This window comes from Candidatus Latescibacter sp. IFSED24 (genome assembly GCF_058273205.1).
In genome coordinates this window covers 3,197,788-3,220,176 of record NZ_CM177850.1, presented here as the reverse complement: position 1 = coordinate 3,220,176, position 22,389 = coordinate 3,197,788, and the positions used below count along the sequence as shown (strand labels likewise).

Genomic DNA, 22,389 nt, shown 5'->3' with positions numbered 1-22,389 from the left:
ATCATGAAGACGCGTACGACCTGTCTGTTCGTCGTGATGGCGGCCACGCTGCTCCTGCCGGTGCTGGCCTCGGCCCAGACCGAGCTGGTGGTCTGGCACGCCTACCGGGGCAAGGAGAAGGCGGCCTTCGAGAAGGTCGTGGACATGTTCAACCAGGAGCGGGTGGACGACGTCCTGGTCAAGACCCTGGCCGTGCCCTACGACGCCTATGCCGACAAGATCACCGCCGCCGTCCCGCGCGGGAAGGGTCCCGACGTGTTCATCTACGCCCAGGACCGCCTCGGCGGCTGGGTGGAGGCGGGCCGGACCATGGAGCCCATCGATTTCTATCTCGACGACGAGACCATCGACAAGTTCATCCCCACCACGATGGCGGCCATGGTCTACCAGGAGAACACGTATGGCCTGCCGGTGAACTTCAAGGTCGTCACCATGATCTACAACAAGGCGCTGGTGAAATCGCCGCCCAGGACCACGGGCGAGCTGGTCTCCATCGCCAAGCCGCTCACCGACCTGAACGCCGGCAAGTTCGGGCTGGCCTACTCGTACAGCGACTTCTACTACCACAGCGCGCTGATGAACGCCTTCGGCGGTGGGGTCTTCAAGGGCGACCGCAACCCGGTCCTGAACCGGCCCGAGAACGTGCAGTCGCTCGAGCTGATGATGAAATGGTTCGACACCGACAAGATCATGCCCGCCGAGCCCAGCAGCAGCCTCATCACCGCGCTCTTCAACCAGGGCGACGCGGCCATCGTGTTCTCCGGGCCCTGGTTCCTGTCCGAGATCAAGGCCGACCTGGACTTCGGGCTGGCGCCGCTGCCCACGGTGGACGAGGCCGGCGGCGCGCCGCTGACGCCGTGGATGACCATCGAGGGCGCCTACATCGCCGCGCCCAGCGAGCACAAGGACCAGGCCTTCGACTTCGTGGTCTTCCTGACCGGCGTCGAGGCGGGCAAGGTCATGGCGCTGGAGGGGCGGCAGACGCCGGCCAACAAGCTGGTCTACGACGACCCCGAAGTGGCCGGCGACGCGGTGCTGAGCGCCTTCCGCACCCAGGTGGAGCACGCGCTGCCCATGCCCAACTATGCGGAGATGACCATGGTCTGGTCCCCGGCGACCACCGCCATGAACAGCATCGTCCGCAAGGCCTCCACGCCGCAGTCGGCCATGGACCAGGCCCAGAAGGAAGTCGAGGATCGGGTCAAGAGCCTGAGGAAGTAGGTCGCCATGCGTGACGCCAGTACGCGCCAGATCCTCGCCGGCCTGCTCACGGCCCTGATCGTGGGCATGGGCCTGGTGTCGCTGGTTCTGAAGGCCGGGCGCGACACCGTGCGCCAGCAGGCCGTCGAGCAGAATGCGGTGGTGACCACGGCGGCGATCTCCGAGGCGGTGGTGCGGGTGCGCGCCGAGGCCGGCGACGTGCAGGCGGTGATCCAGCCGCTGGTGTCCGCGGTGCCGTCGCTGGAGCAGATCCGGGTCATCGACAGCGGCCGGCGCCAGCTGGTGGCGTCGACCAGCGCCGAGGACATGGCGGCGGGCGAGTTCCCGCGGCGGCTGAAGCGCGAGGAGAAGCAGTACTTCGACGAGGCCAAGGAGCTCGAGGCGGCCTACACCACCAACGTGTCCGAGGGCGCCGCCCGCAAGCGAGAGATCCTGGCCTCGGTCGAGGCCGACGATCGCCTCCTGCTGGTGATACCACTGTTCGAGGACGGCCAGGTCAGGGGCTCGGTCCAGGCGCTCAACGCGCCGGTGTTGCCGGCTCGGACCGGAGGGCGCGGCTGGACCGCGCTGATCCTGCTGCTGGGCGCCGCGGTGGCCGTGGTGATCGTCTGCCGGGTCCTGCCCGCGGGCTGGCCGCGGTTCCTGGCCGGCCTGGTGCTGACCGTTGCCGCCCTGGGGCTGCATGCCGGCCTGGGTATCGAAGCGGTGGGCACGGCGCGGCTCGCCGCCGAGCAGAGCGTGGCCGAACGAGCCCTGACGGTCCGCGACGCCCTCATGCGCGAGGCCCGCATCCCGGGCGAGGACCTGACCATCACCCACTGGAACCTCGACCAGTTCCGCCAGCCGCGGGGCACGTACGACGACCAGGGCGTGGTGGCGGTCCGCCTGGTGGAGGACCAGTTCGGCGAGGCGCGCGGCCGCTTCAACCAGGGCGCGCTGCTCTTGGGCCTGCTCGCGCTCGTGCTCTACTACTGGGTCGCCGCCGGCTGGGCCCAGCGCACCGGCTCGGCGCTGGTCAAGCACCGCAGCGCCTACGGCTTCGTGCTGCCGGCCATGATCGGCATGATCCTGCTGGTGTTCTTCCCGTTCCTCTACGGCGTCCTGTTGTCGTTCACCAGCCAGACGCTCTACAACGTCAACCAGCCGCTCTACGACCTCTGGGCCGGGTTCGACAACTACGTCCAGATCCTCACCGATTTCAACGTGAGCCAGACCGGCGACGACGGCTCCACGTTCATCAACTTCCAGAACTTCTACTGGACGCTGGGCTTCACCATTCTCTGGACCATCAGCAATGTGACCATCGGCGTGAGCCTGGGGCTCCTGCTGGCGCTGATCCTGAACATCAAGACCCTGGCCTTCAAACCGTTCTACCGCATCATCCTGATCCTGCCCTGGGCGGTGCCCAACTACATCACCGCGCTGATCTGGAAGGGCATGTTCCACCGCCAGTTCGGGGTGATCAACCAGGTGATCCAGATGTGCGGCGGCGAGCCAGTGTCGTGGTTCGACACCTGGTACACCTCGTTCTTCGCGGTGCTGGCCACCAACGGCTGGCTCAGCTTCCCGTTCATGATGGTGGTGTCGCTGGGTGCGCTGCAGGCCATCTCGGCCGACCTCTACGAGGCGGCGCGCGTCGACGGCGCCACCAAGTGGCAGCAGTTCCGCTTCGTGACGCTGCCCTCGATCAAGCCGGCGCTGGTGCCGGCGGTGATCCTCTCGGTGATCTGGACCTTCAACCAGTTCAACATCATCTACCTGGTGAGCCAGGGCGAGCCCGCGGGCGCCACCGAGATCCTGATCACCGACGCGTACAAGATCGCCTTCGAGCAGTACCGCTACGGCTACGCCGCGGCGTACTCGGTGGTGATCTTCCTGATCCTCATGGTGTACGGCATCTGGCAGAACCGGGTGACCAAGGCGACGGAGGGGATATGAGCGGCCGACGCACAGGATCGGTCAGCCACCTCTGGCTGCATCTCTTCCTGATCTTCATGGTCCTGATCACCGTCTATCCCATCCTGTGGGTGCTGACGGTGGCGTTCAGCGGCCAGCAGAGCCTGATGTTCGTCGACCTGCCCGCCGACCCCTCGCTCTGGGACCGGATCCGCGCCATCGTGCCGTGGCCGGCGGAGGTGTCGGCGCAGAACTTCGTCGACGTGTTCAGCCAGCAGCCGTTCGGCCGCTGGCTGCTGAACAGCGCGGTGGTGGCCGGCGCCACCACCGTCATGGGCGTGTTCCTGGCCTGCACCGCCGGCTACGCGTTCAGCCGCTTCCGCTTCCCGGGCCGCCGCGCCGGCATGATGTCGTTCTTGCTTTCGCAGATGTTCCCTGGCACGCTGACGCTGGTGCCGCTCTACATCATCATCGTCGAGTGGCTGCACCTGGGCAGCAACTACATCGGCCTGGTGCTGCTCTATTCGACCACGGCCATTCCGTTCTGCGTGTGGATGCTGAAGGGCTACTTCGACACCATCCCGCGCGAGCTGGAGGAGTCGGCGCTCATGGACGGGGCCTCGCCGGCGGTGATCTTCTGGAAGATCATCGTGCCGCTGTCGAAGCCCGCCATCGCCGTCACCGCGCTCTTCAGCTTCATGACGGCCTGGAACGAGTTCGTGCTCGCCCTGACCATCATGGACAAGGAGACCATGTACACCGCGCCGGTCGGCCTGCGTTTCTTCGTGGGCGGCTTCGCGGAACAGCAATGGGGATACTTCTCGGCGGGCTCCATCGTGGCCGCCCTGCCCGTGATGATCCTGTTCCTGGCCCTGCAACGTTTCCTGATCGGCGGCCTGACCGCGGGCGCGGTCAAGGGCTGATGGAGGAATCCATGATTCGAGTCCCTGACGACAACCCCAACCCTGGAGGAAATGCCATGCGCAATCTGCGGATTGGTCTGCTGGCGCTCGTGGCCGTGCTGTTGCTGGTCGGCAGCGCGCTTGCGGGCGATGTTAAGTTCAAGGATCCCAAGAACGACGACTACGGCCCGGGCGAGTACGTCTACCCCACCGACGCCGTCTACACTCCCGGATCCTTCGACCTGACCGAGTTCGAACTCAAGGACAAGGGCGACAAGGTCCAGTTCGAGGTCTCGGTCGCGACGAAGCTGGAAGACCCCTGGCGGATGGGCACCGGCTTCTCCGTGCAGATGGTCTTCATCTTCATCGACAACGCTCCGGGCGGCTACACCGCCACACCGCCGGGCCTGAACGTGGAGATCGACGAGAGCACGGCCTGGGACGTGTGCGTGATTCTCTCGCCGCAGCCCATGTCGCGCGTCCAGCAGGAGATCGACGCCAAGGGCGGCGCCATGGCGGCCAGCATCATCGCGCCCACGCGCGTCAAGGGTTCGCGTTCGAGCATCACCGCCACCGTGGACAAGGACAAGCTGGGCAGCGGCGATCCCGCCACCTGGAAGTACCAGGTCTTCATGCAGTCCAACGAGGGCTTCCCCGCCGGCGGCGACCTGCTGACCCGCAAGGTCAACGAGTTCGAGGGCCAGCACCGCTTCGGCGGCGGCACCGATTACGATTGCGATCCGCACGTGATGGACATGCTGGGCGACCACGCTCAGCTCAAGAACTACGCCTGCAACGACGACGGCACCACCGCGAAGCTGGCGGTCGTCAAGCTGGAGAAGCCGTAAGGACACTGCTTCTCCCGATCCAAGGAGGTCCCGGTAATGAAACGGATGATTCTGCTGCTGCTGGCCGGTCTGATGCTCTCGGGCATCTTCATGGGCGTGGCCATCGCTGCCGACAGCCAGAAGCTGTCGTGGACCGGTGTCAACTACACCAAGTTCCTGTGGGGCAACCGGCGCTACGACGGGTCGATGTACAACTTCACCACCATTCCCGGCGAGGGCTTCGGCGACAACGGCCAGGGCACCGAGTTCGAGCTGCTCTTCGCCAGCCGGCCCAGCGACAAGATCGAGGTCAACGGCCGCATCAAGAGCCGCTTCAACCAGAACCAGTGGACGAACTGGGGCGGCTTCGGCGGCAGCCCGAGCGACGCGGGCGGCACCGGCGGCGACGGCGGTGAATTCGACCCGCGCAGCAACGAGTACATCAAGCTGCGCGGCATCACCGTGAACATCACGCCGGGCTATTCGTGGGTCAACCGCGCCACCATCGGCTCGAGCGACTTCGGCATGTTCGACCCCTTCACCATCGGCAAGATCCGCTACATCGACCGTGACAACGGCAAGGGCCTGTTCTTCAACGGCAGCTTCGCCGGCGGCAAGCTGCAGTACGACCTGGCCCGCACCAGCCTGTCGCGGCTGTGGGCCGGCCCGAGCTACAGCACCGGCGACTACACCAGCATGGACGCGGCCTACGGCGTGCAGCTGAAGTGGCGCCCCGTGCGCAACGCGGGCCTGACCGGCATCTTCGACTACGTCAGCGACATCGAGCTCGATCCCTCGGACACCGACATGGACGACGGTCAGGACGTGCGCATGCGCCAGCGCAACCAGGTCTTCGGCCTCAAGGGCGACTATGCGGTGGGCATCCTGAGCCTCGACGCCGCGGCGTACTACGCCAAGTACTACACCCTGAACGACCTGGGCACGGCGGGCTGGAGCAGCTACACCGCCTACAACCTGGGCAACATGGACGACTGGTCGTACTACGTGGACGCCGATCTCGAGGACATCCTCGACACCGGCATCACGCTGAACATGCAGTACTTCAACATCGGCAGCGACTGGGTGTCGGTCATGGCCGCCCGCCGCGAGGCCGACGTGCTGTTGACCGAGGGCAGCGAGGGCGCCTTCTACTATCCCGAGGCCGACAACGCCTCGTGGAAGGGCACCTCGGTGCTCGGCTACGGCGGCTTCCTGGGCAACGCCCAGCAGCTCGCCACCACCAACATCGACAACGAGTTCACCGACTTCAACGAGCCGCTGGCCGAGACCTGCATCGGCTGGAAGGGCTTCACCGTGGTGCCCAGCTGGGGCACGGGCGATCTCGACCTCGCCGGCGAGTACTCCTACATCGACTACAACAACAACTGGCAGATGTGGGGCGACGACGTCAATTACACCTTCGGCTCCTCGCCGTACGTGATGTCCGAGCCCGACGCCGGCTTCGGCAGCTTCCGGAACGCCTACATGCCGTTCCAGGAGAAGACCACCAACATCTACATGCTCAAGGCCAACTACTTCTTCGACGTCGGCAACGGCATCGATTTCCACATCAAGTGGCGCTACATCGATGAAGAGGACCTGCGCCTCAACGACGAGAAGTACCTCACCGATGCCGGCGTCATGGGCCACTACAGCGCGGCCCCGCTCCCCGGTCAGTGGGCCGACTTCGACAGCATCGACGACGACGACAAGAAGATGGAGATGATGGTCTGGAAGGTCGGCGCCGGCTACCAGCTCACCAGCGAGCTGTACTGCGACCTGACCTACGAGTACTACGACGTCGACCTGGTCGACGGCAACACCGGCTTCCAGGGCAACCGCTCGCACCGCATGGCCGGTGGCAAGCACAAGAAGAACAGCGTCATCCTGCACGCCAGCTACCTGGTGGGCGGGGCCGAGTTCGGCATGGACCTGCAGACCGCCTTCGGCGAGTGGGCCCCCAACTTCGGCGACGGCTACAACCCCACGACCCAGGACGGCGAGCTCGGCTTCGTCGACAGCTGGGGCGTGTTCCAGAGCCTGAAGAAGCGCGAGTACACCCACAACCGCATGAAGGCCTACATGAAGCTCCTCTTCTAGAGGGGCGCTCGGAGAGACCAGGAACCCCGGGGCCCCCGTGCCCCGGGGTTCGCGCATGAACCGGAAGGAAAGGGATCGTGATGTCCAAGTCGAGAATCCTGGCCGCCTGCTCGCTGCTGGCCCTGCTGGCCGGCGCAGCCCTGGCCGACCCCATCGTCCAGCTGACCGATCCCGAGGGCGACGACCACGGCGACGGCTACCTCGTCTATCCCGAGAAGGGGTTCAAGCCCGGCGACCTGGACATCACCGGCTTCGAGGTGGAGAACAAGGACGACCGCGCCGTCTTCACCGTGACGTTCGCCAACCGCATCCGCAAGCCGGGCCCCCAGGCCGCCGACGAGCTCGGCACCAGCTTCGACAAGATCGCCCGGCACGGCTTCTACCAGTTCAACCTGGACATCTACATCGACACCGACCGGCGCCCCGGTTCGGGCTTCGTCCGCCTCTTGCCCGGCCGGCTGGCCGAGCTCGCGCCCGACGACGCCTGGGACGTGGCGGTGCTGGCGGTGCCGCGCCCCAACGTGATCAAGGGCGCGCTGCGCGACCTGCTCAACGCCGAGCTGGTCCGCGAGCAGATCGACGGCGGCTCCACCGGCGAGCGCCCCAACCCCTCGGCGGTGCGCCGCCAGGCCGCCGCCACCATCGATCGCCACGTCTATTTCCCGCCGAACTACCGGATCAAGAGCCGGTCGATCAGCTTCGAGGTGCCCCACGCCATCCTCGGCGGCGAGGCCCGCGACACCTGGGGCTACACCGTGCTCGTGACCGGCGCCGACCTCGCCGCCAGCATGGAGGTCATGTCGGCCATCGGCCTGAGCGAGGAGGGCCGCAGCTGGCTCGGCGTGATCCCCATCTCCCCCGGTGACCAGATCAGCAACCGCTTCGCCGGCGGCCGGCCCGGCGAGCCGCTCCAGCCGGCCATCGTCGACCTCATCGTGCCCGAGGGGACGAGCCAGGAGGCCGTCCTCGGCGACTTCTCGAGCCGCGACCAGCGCCCGGCCATCCTGTCCGCCGTGGTCCCCGCCGCCGACCGCGGCGCCCGGCCCGCCGAGTCCGGCGAAGTCCTTCCCTGGGCCCTGCACGACTGGCAGGGCAAGGTCTGCTACGAGATCTTCGTGCGCAGCTTCCAGGACTCCGACGGCGACGGCATCGGCGACCTCGACGGCCTGATCGACCGCCTCGACTACCTCAACGACGGCGATCCCGCCACCGACCGGGATCTGGGCGTGGAGGCGCTCTGGCTCATGCCCGTCTTCGCCTCGCCCAGCTACCACGGCTACGACTGCATCGACTACTACCGCCTCAATCCCGAGTACGGCACCGAGGCCGACTTCGACCGCCTCCTGCAGGAGTGCCACCGCCGCGGCATCGCCGTGGTCCTGGACCTCATGCTCAACCACAGCAGCGTCCAGCACCCCTGGTTCGTCGAGAGCGCCCGCGACCCCGACTCGCCCCGCCGCGACTGGTACGTCTGGCGCGAGGACGATCCCGGCTGGACCCAGCCCTGGGGCGGCACCTACCCGGTGTGGCACGCCCGCGGCGGCATGTACTACTACGGCATCTTCTGGAGCGGCATGCCCGACTTCAACTTCCGCAACCCCGCCGTCATGGCCGAGGCCCAGTCGATCGCCCGCTTCTGGCTCGAGCGCGGCGTGGACGGCTTCCGCCTCGACGCCGCCCGCCACCTCGTGGAGGCGGGCCCCGGCCAGCAGCAGAACGACACCCCCGAGACCCACGCCGCCTGGCGCGAGTTCTCGGCGTTCATGCGCGCCGAGTATCCCGACCGCCTCATGCTCGGCGAGATCTGGTCGGGCAGCGAGGACGTGGCGCCCTACTACGGCGACGCGGTCACCGTCCCCGGCGGCGACGAGTTCGCCATGACCTTCAACTTCGCGCTGTCGGGCGGCATCATCCAGGCGGTGAACCTGGGCGACGCCGGCCCCCTGGCCACCGCGCTGGTCAAGCTGGACGCGCTCTACCCCGACGGCGTCCTCGACGGCACCTTCCTCGCCAACCACGACATGACCCGCCTGGCGACCCAGCTCGGCGGCAACGTGGCCAAGCAGGGCCAGGCCGCCGCGGTCCTGCTCACCCTGCCCGGCTCGCCCTGGCTCTACTACGGCGAGGAGGTGGGCCTGGCGAACGGCCCGGCCGGCGGCGACGAGGAGAAGCGCACGCCCATGCCCTGGTCCGACGAGGACACCGACTTCACCGCCGGCGTGCCCTGGTACCGCTTCGCCCGCGGCCGCGAGACCGCCAACGTGGCCGCCCAGACCGACGACCCCGCGAGCCTGCTTTCGCGCTACCGCCGGTTGATCCGCCTGCGCCAGCAGAGCCCCGCCCTGCGCGGCGGCGATCTGGCGCTGGTCGACCTCGACGGCCAGCCGCGCTCGGCGGTGGCCTACCTGCGCACCGCGGCGGACCAGCGCGTCCTGGTCGTCCACAACCTGGCCGACGCGCCGGCCACGCTCTCCTGGCGGCTCCCGCAGCCGGCCCAGGGCTACGACCTGCTCTTCGGCGACCGCGGCGTGGGCCTGCCCGCCGGCGGTTCGATCACCCTGCCCGCCCGCGCCACGGGAGTCTGGGAGGTCCGCTGATGGGCAAGAAGCTGGTGCCCAAGGTGATCCTCGAGGGCACGCGCCTGACCCACAAGACCGACCTGGCCTTCGCGCTCAACGAGCACCCGCGCTTCGTGGGCCCCCGCCGCTACCGCTACCACTCCCCGCTGGTCTCCGGGGAGTGGTGCGCGTTCACCAACTTCCCGTGGGGCCGCGGGCTGATCAACTTCGACCCCGCCACCGAGGAGCAGCTGGCCCTCGACACCTACCGCACCTGGGCCACCCTCTTCGGCCAGCTCCGCTACTACTCGTGGATCGTCGACCGCTTCCACATCTCCACGCGCTGCTGGCAGCGGCTCCACCACGGCCGCGACTACGACTTCGCCTGGCTCGAGGACCTGCTCGGCCCGCTGGGCTTCCGCCTCGTGCACTGCGTGCGCCGCCCGGAGACCTTCGCCGCGGCCCGCGCCGAGCGCCTGCAGGTCTCGGGCAACCCGTCCCAGTACGACGACCTGCAGATCTTCCTCGACGAGCAGGATCTGCTGCGCGAGCTCATCAACCAGTCCTCGCTCATGTGCCTCGAGCTCGACGTCTCGGACGGCGACCTGGCCGCCGCCGCTGACCGCGTGGTCGACTGGCTCGAGACCACCGGCGGCCTTTACCTCGACGACGAACCGCCGGGAGCGCGCCCGTGAGCCGGCCGCGGCTCGGCCCCGTGGCGCCGGCGGTCACCGAGCTCCTCGGCGCCCTGCGCGGCCGCCCCGACGAGCTCGTCCCGTTCCAGGAGATCCAGCAGCAGCTCAAGCTCTCGCACATGATCGACCGCGGGGTGCAGGAGGTGCCGCTGCACGCCATCGTGGGCTCGCTCAACCGCACCCAGGATTTCGACCGCGCGTTCCTGCCCCGCGACGAGAGCCTGAACCATCGCCTGCGCCGCATGCGCGACCTCGTGGAGTCCGCGGGCTTCCCGCCGGTGGACCTCTACAAGGTGGGCGGCGCCTACTTCGTGGTCGACGGCCACCACCGGATCGCGGTGGCGCGCATGGTGGAAGCCAGCACCATCGAGGCCCAGGTGCGCGAGTTCCCCACCGACGTGGCGGTGGAGCCGGGCGATTCGCTCGAGGGCATCCTGGCCAAGGCCAGCGCCCACAACTTCCGCCAGGTCACCGGCCTGGACCTGCCCGGCGACGACACCATCACGCTCACGTCCCCCGCCGGCTACGACCGCCTGCTCGAGCACATCGCCGTCCACCAGTACTTCCTGGGCACCATGTACGGCCGCGCCTATTCGTGGCACGAGGCGGTCCGCTCGTGGCTGGCCACGGTCTACCGGCCGGTGGTGCAGGTGATCCGCGACCGGGAGCTCCTCGCTGATTTCCCCGACCGCACCGAGGCCGACCTCTATCTCTGGGCCGTGGACCGCCTGCACCGCCTGCGCCGCGAGTACGGCGACGACAGCCTGGGGCCCGAGGAAGCCGTGCCGCCGCCAACCTGGTGGCGGCGCTGGTGGCGGCGCCTGCGCGCCGCGCCGCGCCAGGGGTGACCTGCAGCCTCAATCCCGCGCCTATCCTGCCGATACCCTCCAGGTGACGTTCGTGTGTCAACGAGGACGGGAGCCTTCGTGTCACCTGTAACCGACTGTGCCAGCCAGGACATGCTCCGCTGGAGCCTCGATGCCCTGTCCGCCGTGGTGGACTTCGCGTCGCTGGACTTCGGCGAGGGCGCGCCCGAGGAGATCCTCGAGCCACTGGTCAGGACCCTGGTGACCACGCCGTTCGCGTACACCGGCGCGGCGGTCTACCAGGACGATGCCGAGGGCTGGACCCGGATCGCCGCGGCCGGGAGGATCGCCAAGCCGGCGTTGCCCGCGGGCGAGGCCGAGGCCGACTTCACGCTGGCGGGCCAGGACCTGCGCCTGGAGCTCGATGGCGGCGGCGGCGGCCGCATCCTCGTCCTGCGGCGGCGCGAGCACGACCTGCAGTCGACCGAACGCGAGGTGCTCGAGCGCCTGGTCAAGCTGGTGGACAACCTCCTCGACCAGCACACCTACACCCACCTGCTGACCCTCTCGGAACGCCACTACCGCCACATCTACAGCCACGCCAACCTGGGCATCTTCTTTTCCCGGGTGGGCCAGGGCATGCAGCGCGCCAACCCCGGGCTGCTCGCCATGCTCGGCTACGCCACCGAACGCGAGATGCGCGAGAGCATCGCCAGCCAGTACCACACGCGCTTCTACGACCCGCCCGAGGACCGTCTGCGCCTGCTCCAGCAGGTCACCGCCGAGGGCGCGGTGCGCGACTTCCACACCCGGATCCGTCACGCCGACGGCAGCCTGCTGCCGGTCTCGGTGACCGCGTGTCTGGTGCAGGACCCCGATCGGCAGGGCGAGGACCCCGAGTTCTTCGGCTTCGTCACCGACCTGACGGCGCAGGACGAGACCGAGGAGGCCCGGCGCGGCCAGCAGCGCGCCGAGACCGCCAACCTCAACAAGAACCGCTTCCTCGCCGCCATCAGCCACGAGCTGCGGACCCCGCTGAACGGGGTCCTGGGCATGGTCGACCTGCTGGCCACGGGCATCCTCGACGACGAACAGACCGAGGCGGTGACCGTCATCCAGCACTCCTCGGGTCGCCTGCTCGAACTGCTCGATCGGATCCTCGACTACACCAGCCTGGAGGCGGATGCCCTCAAGCTGAACACCGCGCTGTTCAGGCCCGTGGATCTCGTCACGCAGGCCCGGGCGCGCTGGCGCGAATTGGCGGCGAGTCGCGGCGTCAACCTCGATCTGCGGATCCAGGACGGTCTACCGCCCCGGGTGCTGGGGGATGCCCAGCGCTGCGCCCAGATGCTGGACCTGCTGCTGGACAATGCCCTGAGATACACGGCGACCGGCGGCCATGTGGAGATCCAGATGGCTCCCGAGGGCGAGGCGATCCTCCTGGTCGTGACCGATACCGGTTGCGGCCTGGCCAGTGATCGTCTCGAACAGATCCTGTCCGGCGAGGCGCAGGACACTCATCGCGACGACCTGGCCGGCGCCGGTCTCGGCCTGGCCATGGTCCAGGGCCTGGTCGACCTCATGGACGGCCGGCTGTGGGCGGACAGCGTTCCTGGCCAGGGCAGCCGCTTCGCCATCCTGCTGCCGCTGCCCTGCCCGGACAGCCGGAGCGCGGACCAGGCCGAGGCGACGCACCAGCCAGACGCCCTCCGCGTCCTCGTGGTCGAGGACAACCCGGTCAACCAGCTCGTGGCCCGCAAGCTCCTCGAGAGCCTCGATCTCGACGTGACCGTGGCCCCCGGCGGTCGCGAAGCCCTGGCCGAGGTGCGCCGCACGTCGTTCGATCTGGTGTTCATGGATCTGCAGATGCCCGACCTGGACGGCTTCGAGACCACCCGCGCGCTGCGCTCCGAGGTGAGTTACAGCGGTCCGGTGGTGGCCATGACCGCCCACGCCACCGAGTTCCACCGCGACAAGTGCCGCCGCACCGGCATGAACGGCTTCGTCACCAAGCCGCTCGAACGCAAGCGCCTCGCCGACTTCCTCGAGAGCCTGCCGCCGCGCGAGGCAGAGCCCGGCCACTGGCTATGGCTCGAGCCCGCCGACAACCGCCCACTCGCCGCGGGCGACTGATCCGCTCACTGCCGGTAATAGGGAGAGGGGATGCCGACCTTGCCGGTGAAGAACTCCCCGAAGGCGGCCTGGCCGTCGGGGAAGCAGGTCCGGTCGGCGTAGAGGACCAGGATGTCGGCCAGCAGGTTGCCCCCCGACATGCGCATCGCCACGATGGAGCGGTCGCTCATCCAGCCCAGCTCGTAACGTACCAGACCCAGCCCCAGCGCCTCGCCTTGCATCTGCGGGTCGTCGGCGAACATGGGGTCCTCCCAGTCCCACTTCTCGACCTGGGGCTCGTCCCAGGCCGCGCTGAGCAGGTCGCGCAGGCGTTCGGCCTCGGGGAAGTAGGCGGCCAGGTCGTCGTGGATGTCGGAGAACTGGTAGAAGCCCATGCACAGGCGGTTGTCGCGGAAGAGGTAGATCACCTGGCAGGGGAGCCCGGCCACGGTGGCGGGGAAGCCGAGGAGGGGACCCTCGTCGAGGTGGGGGGCGGCCTGTTCGGTGTTGCGGACCTGCCGGGGGGTCATGCCCCACTTGGCGGCGCGGAAGTCGGCGCTCTCGTCGGGCGTCAGGCCCGTCGACGACGCCAGCGCACTGCCGGCCAGCAGGATGATCAGGACGAAAACCAGCCGCGAGCGGCCAGGAACCGGACGCATACATCACCTCCAGGGGGGTCTGCAGGGGAACGATGCAGGATCCGGACCGGGAGCTACTCGCGGCAGAGGACCAGGGTGGCCACGGGCTGGGCGGCGGCGATGCCGGTCGGTGTGGCGGGGGTGGCCAGGCTCCGGGCGGTGGCGTCCAGGAGGAGGGGGGTGGGCTCGGCGGCGGCGAGGCGGCGGCCGTCGGCGGTGCGCCACTCCAGGGTGACCTGGATCTGCGCGTCGCGTTCGCCGGCGACCGACCAGGTGGCGGCGCCGTCGGGGGCCTGGTCCGTGAGCAGGGCGGTGCTGGCGGGGAGGATGGTGACCTGCGCGCTGGTCTCCAGGGTCGCGGCCAGGGTGGGGGCAGCCAGAAGGAGGGTCAGGGCGGTTGCGGCGGCGAGCTGGCGCATGGTCGACGGGGCTCCCGGCTGGGGTTCGGGATGGCATTATGCACGATTATTTGTTGCAAAATTATACGCCATCTTGCTGGATCGTGCAATATGCATGCCGGAGGGAAAGCCGGGCAGCGAAGCTGGTCGGAGCAGGTGTGGGGGCAGTGCTATTGGATTAGGCTGCGAAGTCCGGTGGCGCCATCTTCACCCGGACGCGATCAATTCCCCAGCAGATACCCGGCAGCCTCGTCCCCCATGTGCACCAGCAGATCCAGCACCGTCACCCCGTGCGCGAACGGCGGATGGAGCTGCGGATACTCGGCATACCCGCCGTAATCCATCCACTCCACCGCGATCCCCGCTGCGGCGAAGCTCTCCACGTCCAGGTAATCCCGCGCCGCCGGTCCCGAGAGGTAACGCGCGGCGCCTGCCTGCCGGCAGATCGCCAGCAGGCGCTCGGTCTTTCCCGGTACCAGCTCGAAGTCCGTCGAGCTCGCCAGCGGGGTCCGGATCCCGAGCCGCGCGCAGATCGCCGCGAGGAACAGCCGGTTCACCTCGCAGAGGAACTCCAGCCGCGGCGCCTCGTCGCGGTACAGCGGCTCGAGCCACGCTCGCTCCTGGTCGAAGCACGGCGCCTTGCCATACGCCTGCACGAGCTGCTGCCAGTGCGCGGCCGCCCAGCCGCGGTCGCTGATGCGGGTGTCGCGGATCGACTGCTCGTAGCGCCCCTTCACCTGGACCGGGATGGTGAGCCAGCGCAGGCCCTGCGGCGTCTTGATCCGGTTGCGGTTGCGCCAGTCGCGGCGCGTGTACTGGACGTCGTCGAGCAGCACGAAGAGGTCGCTGCGGGCGATGAGGTCGCAGTAGCCCTTCCACGGGATGTAGTTCGACTGCACGATGGCCACCGTGCCAGCCGTCACGCCGACTCCTGCCAGTGCGCGGCGGCCGCGGTGACGCGACCGGTGGCCATGAGCACCAGGCCGCGGTCGCTGCCGAAGAACGCGCGCTGGAGCTGGCAGAACGGCCACATCACCGTGCGGTTGAGGACCAACCGGCACCAGGCGGGGAAGCGGTTCTTGTAGGGGACGTCGCGCAGGCCGCTCAGCTCGGTGCGACCGGCCGTGTCCAGGTCCGACCGCTCCGCCAGGCCCTCGCCCACGGCCTGCTCGCTCAGGCGGCGGAGCACGTTGGAGACCGGGACGTTGAGCGACTTGATCTCGATGTCCTTCAGGCCCGCGGCGCGGAAGAGCAGGGTGAGGCTCTCGCGGTCATAGCGGCGCAGGTGGCCGCTGAGATCGTCCTCGGGGCCCCAGCGCTCGGGACGCGCGGGGACCACGGCGATGACCGTGCCGTCGGGGCGCACGCAGCGGATCATGTCGCGGACGAGCGCCAGGTCGTCGGCCACGTGCTCGAGCACCATCTGCGAGTAGACCAGATCCACGGGGTGCTCGGGCTCGAATTCCTGCAGCGTGCCGTGGAAGAGGCGGAAGCGGCGCGAGGCCAGGGGCACCGCCAGCCGCAGCCGGCAGCGGCGCACCGCCTCGGCCGATGGCTCGATGCCGTAGCCCCAGAGTCCCAGGTCCACCAGCTCGCCCGCCACACGACCCTCGCCGCAGCCCACCTCGAGGTAGTTGCGGGCGCCGCTGTCGGTCACCGCGCGCAGGAAGGCCCAGTCGGTGCACCAGGTTCCCGGCGGTTGCATCTCCTGCAGTTCCATCTGCATCGGCATGATCACGACTCCCTGGCGGCGGCGGCCGGCTGGCCGCAGTGGATGGTGCGCGAGAGGCCGGCCGACCAGTCCTGGCAATCGTGGCACGGCACGAACTTGTAGTCACCGCGGAAGTGCTTGGCGCGGACCCGGGCCAGCGGGCCGTTCCAGACCTCGTTGATGCTCTGCCGGTTGAGGTTGCCGTAGCGCGTGCGGCCGTTCCAGTCGCCGTCGCACTGGGGCACCTGGCCGTTCCAGAACACGGTGAGCTGGCGCAGCAGCCACGTGCACGGCAGGCGATCGCGCTGCTTGCCCGGCTGCATGCCGCTCCACACCGGCACCGTGCCGCCCCAGCCGGTGCGCGGCTTGATCTTCAGATCGACCTCGTGGCCGCTGGCTTGCCAGTAGTCGATGAACGCCTGCTCCTCGTGCGCGTTCTCGTCCATGACGATGAACTGCAGCACCAGCTTCGGCGTGCGCGAGGCCAGGCGCTCCTTGGTGTCGGCCAGGTACTCGATGGCGCGGCGCACCCGCTCCAGGTTGCCCTCGACGCGGATCTCGCGGTAGAGATCGCAGCTCGCGGCGTCGAGGCCCACGATCAGCTCGTCGACCCCGCTGGTGACCAGCGACTCGGCGTGGTCGGGACGCAGCAGGTTGAGGTTGCTGTTCAGGGCGATGCGCTCGATGCCCGCGTGCTTGGCGTAGCGCAGCCAGCGGAAGATCTCGGGCGCCATGACCAGCGGCTCGCCCATGAGCGCGGGCCAGATGGTGGTCGACGGGCTGGCCTCGGCCACCTCGTCGACGATCTTCTTCCACAGCTCGTAGGACATGCGGCCGCGGGGACGCGTGAGGTTCTTCTGCGGGCACATGACGCACTTCAGATTGCAGTGCGCGACGGTCTCCACCAGGATGTCGGTGGGGTAGTCGTAGCTCTGCACGAACTGCTCGAGCTGGGTGAGGTCGGGCTGATCCATCAGAGCACCTCGCAGGTGTCGGCCGCCGTGGGCAGGGGCAGTCGGGTTTGTTCGTGGAACTGGACCAGGCGCTGGCGATCACCCAGATCCTTGTAGACCAGTGACTTGGCGTTGACGAAGTTGCCGTCGCCCACGGTCACCTGGTCGGTGACGGTGGTGTCGAGACCGAGGAAGTTGTCGCGGCCCAGGCGCACGCTGCCGCCCAGCGTGGTGCCGGCGGCGAGGTAGTTGTTGGGGCCGAGGACCGTGTCCTCGCCCAGCTTGACGCCCTGGTCGAGGTAGCAGAAGTCGTCCACCTGGACACCCTGGTCCAGGAGCGCCCCGGCGAGCACGATCACGCCGGCGCCGAGCCGGCAGCCGGGCTCGATCAGCGCGCGCGGGTGCACCAGGGTGGGGAAGCCGTAGCCCAGGGCGCGGGCGTGCTGGAGCGCGCGGCCGCGGGCGCAAAGGTCGCCATAGCCGATGGCCGGGATCAGGCCCACGCGGTCGGGTGCGGTGTCGGGCGCGGCGGCCACGGCGTCGAGGCCGCCGAGGGTGAGGTAGCCGTCGCGGACGTCCTCGCCCGCGGGTTTCGTGTCGTCCACGAAGCCGACCACCGTGAGCTGTGCGCCGAAGTGCGTGGTCACCAGGTGCAGGACCTGCCTGCCGAGCCGGCCGGAACCGTAAATCACCGCCCTCATGGCGACACCTCCTGGCGCTGCGCCGCGACGTAGGCGAGCACGGTCTCGAAGTCGGCGTGCAGCGCGGGAATGTCGGCCGGCGCCACCCTGATGCCGAGTGTGGCCTCGAGCTGGAGCACCAGCTTCACGTGGCCCAGCGAATCCCATTCCTCGACCTGGTCGCGCCCGAAGTCGCCTTCGGGCAAGACACCGCCGAGAGCGGCGGCGAACACGTCACGCAGTTCACGTTCCAGCATGGCTGACCTTTCGGACGGGATGGGCGGACGGGGAGAAAGCGATACCGGCGTCGATGAGCTGGTCGGCCACGGCGGGCTCGTAGCGGTCGCGGCAGAGCAGACGCACGTGGACCTTGCCTGCGGCGGCGGCCTCGGCCACCGAGACCACGCGGCGGCCGGCGAAGCGGCGGCCGGCCTTGACGTCGTCGACCACCAGGTCGAAATCCAGGTCCCCGGCCACCTCGTGGTGGAGCACGGCGGAGAAGAGGCCGGCGCCGAAGAGCGCGGCGCGACGGCCGGCCGGCACGGGTTCCTGGCGCAGGTTCTCGACGCGTTCGTCCCACCAGGTGAGGTGCCGCAGCCAGTCGCCGCGGGTGGCGCTGACCATGGCCTCGGGGACGGCGAGCGGCTCGTCCTCGCGAACGGGCAGGCCGGTGCAGCGGGCCAGGCAGTTCCAGGCCGAGACGCAGTCGTGCCAGGCCTCCACCGCGAAGCCGGCCGCGGCCAGGTAGCGGGCGAAGACCTCGCGGCGGAAGTGGAAGGGATGGTCCCAGACGAAGGGGGCGAAGACCGAGTCCTCCAGGGTCAGGACTTCCAGGCTCAGCAGCGTGCCCGGCAGCGACCGCGCGCGGATCTTGCGCAGCTCGGGCAGGGTGGGGGCGCGGTTGAGGAAGCCGTGGGCCACGATGAGGTCGAACGAGCGGCCGGCCAGGGTCTCGCGGCGGAAGCGATCGCGCACGAACACCGCGCCCGGGGGCATGGCGGTGCCGGCGCGGGCGGCGGGATCCACGCCCCAGCAGCGCCATCCGGGACGGCGGCCGTGCAGCCAGGCGAGCCACTCGCCGCTGCCGCAGGCGATCTCCAGGACGTCGCCCCGGTCGGCGAGCCGCCTGACGAGGCCGGCGCCGTGGTGCTTGACCAGGGTGTGCTTGCCCACGGGATGGCCCCGGTCCACCACCAGGTTGTCCTGGACCGCATCGGAGACGTCGTACTGCGCGGCGAAGAAGCGCTGGAGGCGGTCGGGGGGGTCGTAGTGGATCTGGATGCAGGCGCAGGCGGGGCAGAGCGTGCGCACGGCGCGGACCGCGTCGAGGAGCTGGGCGTCCGACGTCACCAGCGGCCGACCGTGGCCGTCGCGCTCGTCGAGGATCTCCAGGCCGTCATGGCCGCAATTGCCACAGGTCATGCCACCGACTCCCTGGTCAGGACACGGGTGATGGCGGCCACGGCCGCGCGGCAGGCGGCGGCTGGGTGGTCGCCGAGACCGGCGAGGTCGATGTTCACGAGCTGGCCGGCGAGGGCGATGGCGCGGGGGTAGTCACGGTCGGGCCGCGCCAGGAGGGGGTGCACCGGGGGGAACAGGCGGCTGGCGCGCAGGCCGGCCGCGAGCAGCGCGCTGATCACCGCGTCGCGACGGCCGCCCACGGCGAAGGTGAAGCGCCAGGGCGCCTCGCCGCGGCGCAGGAACAGGCGCACGCCCGAGAGGTCGGTGAGACCCTCCTCGAGCAGCGCGGCCAGGACCTGTCGGCGGCGCACGATGGCGGCGTGACGGGTCAGGGCCTCGGGCAGTCGGGCCGAGAGATCGGCTGTAGGCGGTGCGAGGTAACCGCGGCCGTGGCGCTGGAGCAGCGCGAGTCGCCGGTGGGCATGGTCGGGGGTGCCGGGCGCGTGATCGCGGCCGAGGGCCACCAGATCCACCATGTACGCGCGGCGGCAGGCCTCGCGCTGGGCGGGAGCGTCGGCGAGGTCGTCCACCAGGCGGCGGCACGTCCGGGCGAGGTCGGGATCGTCGGTGACGATGGCGCCGCCGTGGCCGAGGTCGAGTTGCTTGCCCGCACCGAAGCTGAGCACGGCGGCCACGCCGCCGGTCAGGTCCTCGGGCTCGCCGGCGGTCTGGGCGGCGTCCACCACCGCGGGGCACATGCGCGCGGGCGGGGCCAGGTTGGCGCGGTGGCCGAAGAGGTGGGTGGGCACCATGGCGCGGGCGCCGCTGCGCGCGGCGGTGAGCACCAGGTCGGCGGCGGCGGGATGGGCGGTGGCGCTCTGGACGTCGGCGAACACGGGTCGCAGGCCGGCGAGGATGGCCGCGTTGACCGCGGTCTCGCAGGTCAGGTCGGGATAGAGCACCGCGGCGCCCGCCGACAGCTCGAGCGCCGACAGCGCCGCCCACAGCGCGGTGGTGCCGTTGCCGGTGAGCACGGCGTGGCGGCGGTGCGCGTGCGCGGCCAGGGCCTGCTCGGCCTGCTGCCGGACGTCGCTCATGCCGGCGTCCCTCCCTGGTCGAGGTCGGGCCAGTTCCCGGGGTCGGGACCGTGCTGGCAGCAGATGGCGTAGGCCGCGCGTTCGAAGCCCACGCCCACGCAGGCCGACCATGCCGGCGAGCCGTCGGGCAGACGGATCTGGAGGCTGCGGCCGAAGAAGTCCTGGTGCAGGTTGACCGAGCCGATGGCCAGGTCGCGGCCGTCGTGGGGCAGCGGGACCTTGAGCTCGTACTTGAGCTGGGCGGTGGTCTGGAAGAGGTTCTTGAGCACACTGTCGTTGGCGAAGAAGGGGTCGCCGGCGGTCTCGATGCGGCAGCGCAATCCCAGGCGCTCGAGGAACGTCGCGGCCTCGGCGAGCATGCGCTCCTGCGCCGCGCGCACGAACCGCTCGCTGCCCACGGCCATGATGTCGCGCACCCGGAAACTGAGCAGGCGGTCGAGGCCGCCGTCGGGTGAGATCTCGTTGCGGTAGACGCGGCCGGCGGTGGTGTACCAGCGGTCGGGCTGGTCGGCGGTGTCGCGCCGCAGGTAGTAGCAGCAATCGCAGACCGCGCTCTGCAGGCCGAGGCGGCTGGCGGCGAGGTGGGCGCCGCTGTCGACGGTCTCGTAGTCCTGCGCGCGACCGTGGGCCGCGGCGAACGCCTCGCGCCGCCGGAAGGTCTCGTGGACCGGGGCGGCGAGCAGCACCTGCTGGGGGAACTCGCGGAAGTAGTCGATGCGGCGGTAGAGGTCCACCGGCCAGAGCGTGGGGTACTCCTCCTCGCGGGCCGCGAGCGCGGCGGCCACGCGTCGCCAGTAGCGGTCGACCGCGCCGGTGAGCGCGAGGAACGGCCCGGCCAGCGCCACCATGCCCGGCGCCACGGGGGTGACGTCGCCGCGGGCGCGCAGGCTCGGCTGCGGGTCGGCGGTGTAGGTGCCGGCGCCGATCTGCGTGAACTGGACGTCGGGGACGAGGGTGCGCGCCAGCGAGGCCAGGCGTGCGACCTGCTCGGTCAGCTGCGCGCGGTCGATGGCCTCGGCCGGGGTGACGAGCACCGCCTCGTCGGCGAAGGCGACCTCGGCGAGGTCGTAGCTGCGGGTGAGCGCGGCGGCCAGGTACTCGCGGCCGGCCGGGGGCAACGACACGCCCAGCTCGAGGCGGATCGCGGCTGCGGCCGTCGCCGCGCCGGCGCTCATGCCCCGGCCGGGACCAGTTCCCGGCGCACGCTGGTGGAGACGGCGGCCATGACCGCCGCGATGACGCGGTCTTGCTCCTGCGGGGTCATGCCGTAATAGCACGGCAGGCGCACCAGGCGCGCGGCGAGGTCGTCGGTCACGGGCAGCGGCCCGCCCTGGCAGCCCAGGCGCGCGGCCATGGGCGAGGAGTGCAGCGGCACGAAGTGGAAGACCGCCTGGATGCCGGCCTGGCGCAGCGCGTCGATGAGGTGGTCGCGTGCCTCGCCGGTGGGCAGGATGAGGTAGAACATGTGGGCGTTGTGCTCGCAGCCCGCGGGCACGGTGGGCACGCGCAGCAGCCCGCGCTCGGCGAACGGCGTGAACGCCTGACGGTAGGCCTCCCACACCGCGCGGCGGTCGCGGGTGATCTGGTCGGCGGACTCGAGCTGGGCGTAGAGGAACGCCGCCACCAGCTCGCTGGGCGCGTAGCTCGAGCCCAGGCCCACCCACACGTAGCGGTCGACCTCGCCGCGCAGGAACCGCGTGCGGTTAGTGCCCTTCTCGTAGCAGATCTCGGCGCGTTCCCAGAGGTCGGGGTCGTTCACGAGGAGCGCGCCGCCTTCGCCGCTGATCAGGTTCTTGGTCTCGTGGAAGCTGTAGCAGCCGAAGTGGCCGAGGGTGCCCAGATGTCGGCCGTGGTAGGTGGCGCCCACGGCCTGGGCGGCGTCCTCGATCACCAGCAGGTTGTGCTTGGCGGCGATGGCCTGGATCTCGTCCATGGCGCAGGCCACGCCGGCGTAGTGCACCGGCACGATGGCGCGGGTGCGCTCGTTGATGGCGGCCTCGAGCCGGGTCTCGTCCAGGTTCAGGGTGTCGGGGCGGATGTCCACGAAGCGGAGCGTGGCGCCGCGCAGCGCGAAGGCGTTGGCGGTGGAGACGAAGGTGAACGACGGCAGGATGACCTCGTCGCCCGGACCGAGACCCGCCAGGAGCGCCGCCATCTCCAGCGCGGCGGTGCAGGTGTGGGTCAACAGGGGGTGCCGGGCGGCAAATTTTTCCCGTAGCCAGGCCTCGCAACGGCGCGTGTACGTGCCCCGACCGGCGAGCTGCCCCTCCACGACCGCATTGGCCATGTAGAACAGTTCCTTGCCAGCGATGAAGGGCCGGTTGAACGGGATCTGGTCAATCATGCCACGACTCCAGACTGGACGGACCACGCGGTCCGCTCCTGCCTGGAGCG

20 protein-coding genes are annotated in these 22,389 nt (G+C 69.7%); 9 read left to right on the top strand and 11 right to left on the bottom strand.

Annotated elements, in window-relative coordinates:
- Nucleotides 1-3 precede the first annotated feature (3 nt).
- The 9 genes from IFSED24_RS13075 to IFSED24_RS13035 all read left to right on the top strand — a co-directional run bounded on the left by IFSED24_RS13075 (nt 4) and on the right by IFSED24_RS13035 (nt 13,138).
- Nucleotides 4-1,221: an extracellular solute-binding protein gene (locus tag IFSED24_RS13075; protein ID WP_491331913.1), complete on the top strand. Its 1,218-nt coding sequence runs from the start codon at nt 4-6 to the stop codon at nt 1,219-1,221.
- Between the two features lie 6 nt (nt 1,222-1,227).
- Nucleotides 1,228-3,159, top strand: a complete 1,932-nt coding sequence (locus IFSED24_RS13070; RefSeq protein WP_491331912.1) for a carbohydrate ABC transporter permease — start codon at nt 1,228-1,230, stop codon at nt 3,157-3,159.
- Nucleotides 3,156-4,040, top strand: a complete 885-nt coding sequence (locus tag IFSED24_RS13065; RefSeq protein ID WP_491331911.1) for a sugar ABC transporter permease — start codon at nt 3,156-3,158, stop codon at nt 4,038-4,040. The genes IFSED24_RS13070 and IFSED24_RS13065 overlap by 4 nt, the downstream gene beginning before the upstream one ends.
- A gap of 56 nt (nt 4,041-4,096) precedes the next feature.
- Nucleotides 4,097-4,867: a glucodextranase DOMON-like domain-containing protein gene (locus IFSED24_RS13060; RefSeq protein ID WP_491331910.1), complete on the top strand. Its 771-nt coding sequence runs from the start codon at nt 4,097-4,099 to the stop codon at nt 4,865-4,867.
- Between the two features lie 36 nt (nt 4,868-4,903).
- Nucleotides 4,904-6,946, top strand: a complete 2,043-nt coding sequence (locus tag IFSED24_RS13055; protein ID WP_491331909.1) for a hypothetical protein — start codon at nt 4,904-4,906, stop codon at nt 6,944-6,946.
- An 80-nt stretch (nt 6,947-7,026) separates the two neighbouring features.
- Entirely contained in the window at nt 7,027-9,543 is a 2,517-nt protein-coding gene (locus IFSED24_RS13050) for an alpha-amylase family glycosyl hydrolase (RefSeq protein ID WP_491331908.1), read from the top strand.
- Entirely contained in the window at nt 9,543-10,199 is a 657-nt protein-coding gene (locus tag IFSED24_RS13045) for a hypothetical protein (protein ID WP_491331907.1), read from the top strand. The genes IFSED24_RS13050 and IFSED24_RS13045 overlap by 1 nt, the downstream gene beginning before the upstream one ends.
- A complete protein-coding gene (locus tag IFSED24_RS13040; protein ID WP_491331906.1) occupies nt 10,196-11,047 on the top strand; it encodes a transcriptional regulator in 852 nt (283 codons plus the stop codon). Before IFSED24_RS13045 ends, IFSED24_RS13040 begins: the two co-directional genes overlap by 4 nt.
- A 78-nt stretch (nt 11,048-11,125) precedes the next feature.
- On the top strand, nt 11,126-13,138 hold the full coding sequence (locus IFSED24_RS13035) for a hybrid sensor histidine kinase/response regulator (protein WP_491331905.1): 2,013 nt from the start codon (nt 11,126-11,128) through the stop codon (nt 13,136-13,138).
- Nucleotides 13,139-13,143: 5 nt separating this feature from the next.
- On the opposite strand, the gene IFSED24_RS13030 is transcribed toward IFSED24_RS13035, so the two are convergent.
- The 11 genes from IFSED24_RS13030 to rffA all read right to left on the bottom strand — a co-directional run bounded on the left by IFSED24_RS13030 (nt 13,144) and on the right by rffA (nt 22,339).
- The gene (locus IFSED24_RS13030) at nt 13,144-13,776 is read right to left on the bottom strand and encodes a hypothetical protein (RefSeq protein ID WP_491331904.1); all 633 of its coding nucleotides are present in this window, start codon (nt 13,774-13,776) and stop codon (nt 13,144-13,146) included.
- 53 nt (nt 13,777-13,829) lie between these two features.
- Nucleotides 13,830-14,174, bottom strand: coding sequence for a hypothetical protein (locus IFSED24_RS13025; RefSeq protein WP_491331903.1), 345 nt, complete (start codon nt 14,172-14,174; stop codon nt 13,830-13,832).
- A 200-nt stretch (nt 14,175-14,374) separates the two neighbouring features.
- A complete protein-coding gene (locus IFSED24_RS13020) occupies nt 14,375-15,076 on the bottom strand; it encodes a WbqC family protein (RefSeq protein ID WP_491331902.1) in 702 nt (233 codons plus the stop codon).
- Entirely contained in the window at nt 15,073-15,885 is an 813-nt protein-coding gene (locus IFSED24_RS13015; protein ID WP_491331901.1) for a class I SAM-dependent methyltransferase, read from the bottom strand. Before IFSED24_RS13015 ends, IFSED24_RS13020 begins: the two co-directional genes overlap by 4 nt.
- A 2-nt stretch (nt 15,886-15,887) precedes the next feature.
- Nucleotides 15,888-16,838, bottom strand: a complete 951-nt coding sequence (locus IFSED24_RS13010) for a radical SAM/SPASM domain-containing protein (protein ID WP_491331900.1) — start codon at nt 16,836-16,838, stop codon at nt 15,888-15,890.
- Nucleotides 16,838-17,518, bottom strand: a complete 681-nt coding sequence (locus IFSED24_RS13005; RefSeq protein ID WP_491331899.1) for an LbetaH domain-containing protein — start codon at nt 17,516-17,518, stop codon at nt 16,838-16,840. Before IFSED24_RS13005 ends, IFSED24_RS13010 begins: the two co-directional genes overlap by 1 nt.
- Nucleotides 17,515-17,754 (bottom strand): acyl carrier protein, encoded by a 240-nt coding sequence (locus tag IFSED24_RS13000; protein ID WP_491331898.1) that lies wholly within the window; start codon nt 17,752-17,754, stop codon nt 17,515-17,517. Before IFSED24_RS13000 ends, IFSED24_RS13005 begins: the two co-directional genes overlap by 4 nt.
- Nucleotides 17,741-18,919 (bottom strand): class I SAM-dependent methyltransferase, encoded by a 1,179-nt coding sequence (locus tag IFSED24_RS12995; protein WP_491331897.1) that lies wholly within the window; start codon nt 18,917-18,919, stop codon nt 17,741-17,743. Before IFSED24_RS12995 ends, IFSED24_RS13000 begins: the two co-directional genes overlap by 14 nt.
- Nucleotides 18,916-19,995, bottom strand: coding sequence for a DegT/DnrJ/EryC1/StrS family aminotransferase (locus IFSED24_RS12990; RefSeq protein ID WP_491331896.1), 1,080 nt, complete (start codon nt 19,993-19,995; stop codon nt 18,916-18,918). The genes IFSED24_RS12995 and IFSED24_RS12990 overlap by 4 nt, the downstream gene beginning before the upstream one ends.
- Nucleotides 19,992-21,170, bottom strand: a complete 1,179-nt coding sequence (locus IFSED24_RS12985; protein WP_491331895.1) for a class-II aminoacyl-tRNA synthetase family protein — start codon at nt 21,168-21,170, stop codon at nt 19,992-19,994. The genes IFSED24_RS12990 and IFSED24_RS12985 overlap by 4 nt, the downstream gene beginning before the upstream one ends.
- Nucleotides 21,167-22,339 (bottom strand): dTDP-4-amino-4,6-dideoxygalactose transaminase, encoded by a 1,173-nt coding sequence (rffA, locus tag IFSED24_RS12980; protein WP_491331894.1) that lies wholly within the window; start codon nt 22,337-22,339, stop codon nt 21,167-21,169. Before rffA ends, IFSED24_RS12985 begins: the two co-directional genes overlap by 4 nt.
- Nucleotides 22,340-22,389 lie beyond the last annotated feature (50 nt).

Bases quoted from the DNA above. Each gene is read 5' to 3' on its own strand.
- IFSED24_RS13030 (WP_491331904.1), bottom strand. From the start codon at position 13,776: ATGCGTCCGGTTCCTGGCCGCTCGCGGCTGGTTTTCGTCCTGATCATC.
- IFSED24_RS13055 (WP_491331909.1), top strand. From the start codon at position 4,904: ATGAAACGGATGATTCTGCTGCTGCTGGCCGGTCTGATGCTCTCGGGC.
- IFSED24_RS13065 (WP_491331911.1), top strand. From the start codon at position 3,156: ATGAGCGGCCGACGCACAGGATCGGTCAGCCACCTCTGGCTGCATCTC.
- IFSED24_RS13025 (WP_491331903.1), bottom strand. From the start codon at position 14,174: ATGCGCCAGCTCGCCGCCGCAACCGCCCTGACCCTCCTTCTGGCTGCC.
- IFSED24_RS13070 (WP_491331912.1), top strand. From the start codon at position 1,228: ATGCGTGACGCCAGTACGCGCCAGATCCTCGCCGGCCTGCTCACGGCC.
- rffA (WP_491331894.1), bottom strand. From the start codon at position 22,339: ATGATTGACCAGATCCCGTTCAACCGGCCCTTCATCGCTGGCAAGGAA.
- IFSED24_RS12990 (WP_491331896.1), bottom strand. From the start codon at position 19,995: ATGAGCGACGTCCGGCAGCAGGCCGAGCAGGCCCTGGCCGCGCACGCG.
- IFSED24_RS13050 (WP_491331908.1), top strand. From the start codon at position 7,027: ATGTCCAAGTCGAGAATCCTGGCCGCCTGCTCGCTGCTGGCCCTGCTG.
- IFSED24_RS13075 (WP_491331913.1), top strand. From the start codon at position 4: ATGAAGACGCGTACGACCTGTCTGTTCGTCGTGATGGCGGCCACGCTG.
- IFSED24_RS12985 (WP_491331895.1), bottom strand. From the start codon at position 21,170: ATGAGCGCCGGCGCGGCGACGGCCGCAGCCGCGATCCGCCTCGAGCTG.
- IFSED24_RS13005 (WP_491331899.1), bottom strand. From the start codon at position 17,518: ATGAGGGCGGTGATTTACGGTTCCGGCCGGCTCGGCAGGCAGGTCCTG.
- IFSED24_RS13010 (WP_491331900.1), bottom strand. From the start codon at position 16,838: ATGGATCAGCCCGACCTCACCCAGCTCGAGCAGTTCGTGCAGAGCTAC.
- IFSED24_RS12995 (WP_491331897.1), bottom strand. From the start codon at position 18,919: ATGACCTGTGGCAATTGCGGCCATGACGGCCTGGAGATCCTCGACGAG.
- IFSED24_RS13060 (WP_491331910.1), top strand. From the start codon at position 4,097: ATGCGCAATCTGCGGATTGGTCTGCTGGCGCTCGTGGCCGTGCTGTTG.
- IFSED24_RS13015 (WP_491331901.1), bottom strand. From the start codon at position 15,885: ATGCCGATGCAGATGGAACTGCAGGAGATGCAACCGCCGGGAACCTGG.
- IFSED24_RS13045 (WP_491331907.1), top strand. From the start codon at position 9,543: ATGGGCAAGAAGCTGGTGCCCAAGGTGATCCTCGAGGGCACGCGCCTG.
- IFSED24_RS13000 (WP_491331898.1), bottom strand. From the start codon at position 17,754: ATGCTGGAACGTGAACTGCGTGACGTGTTCGCCGCCGCTCTCGGCGGT.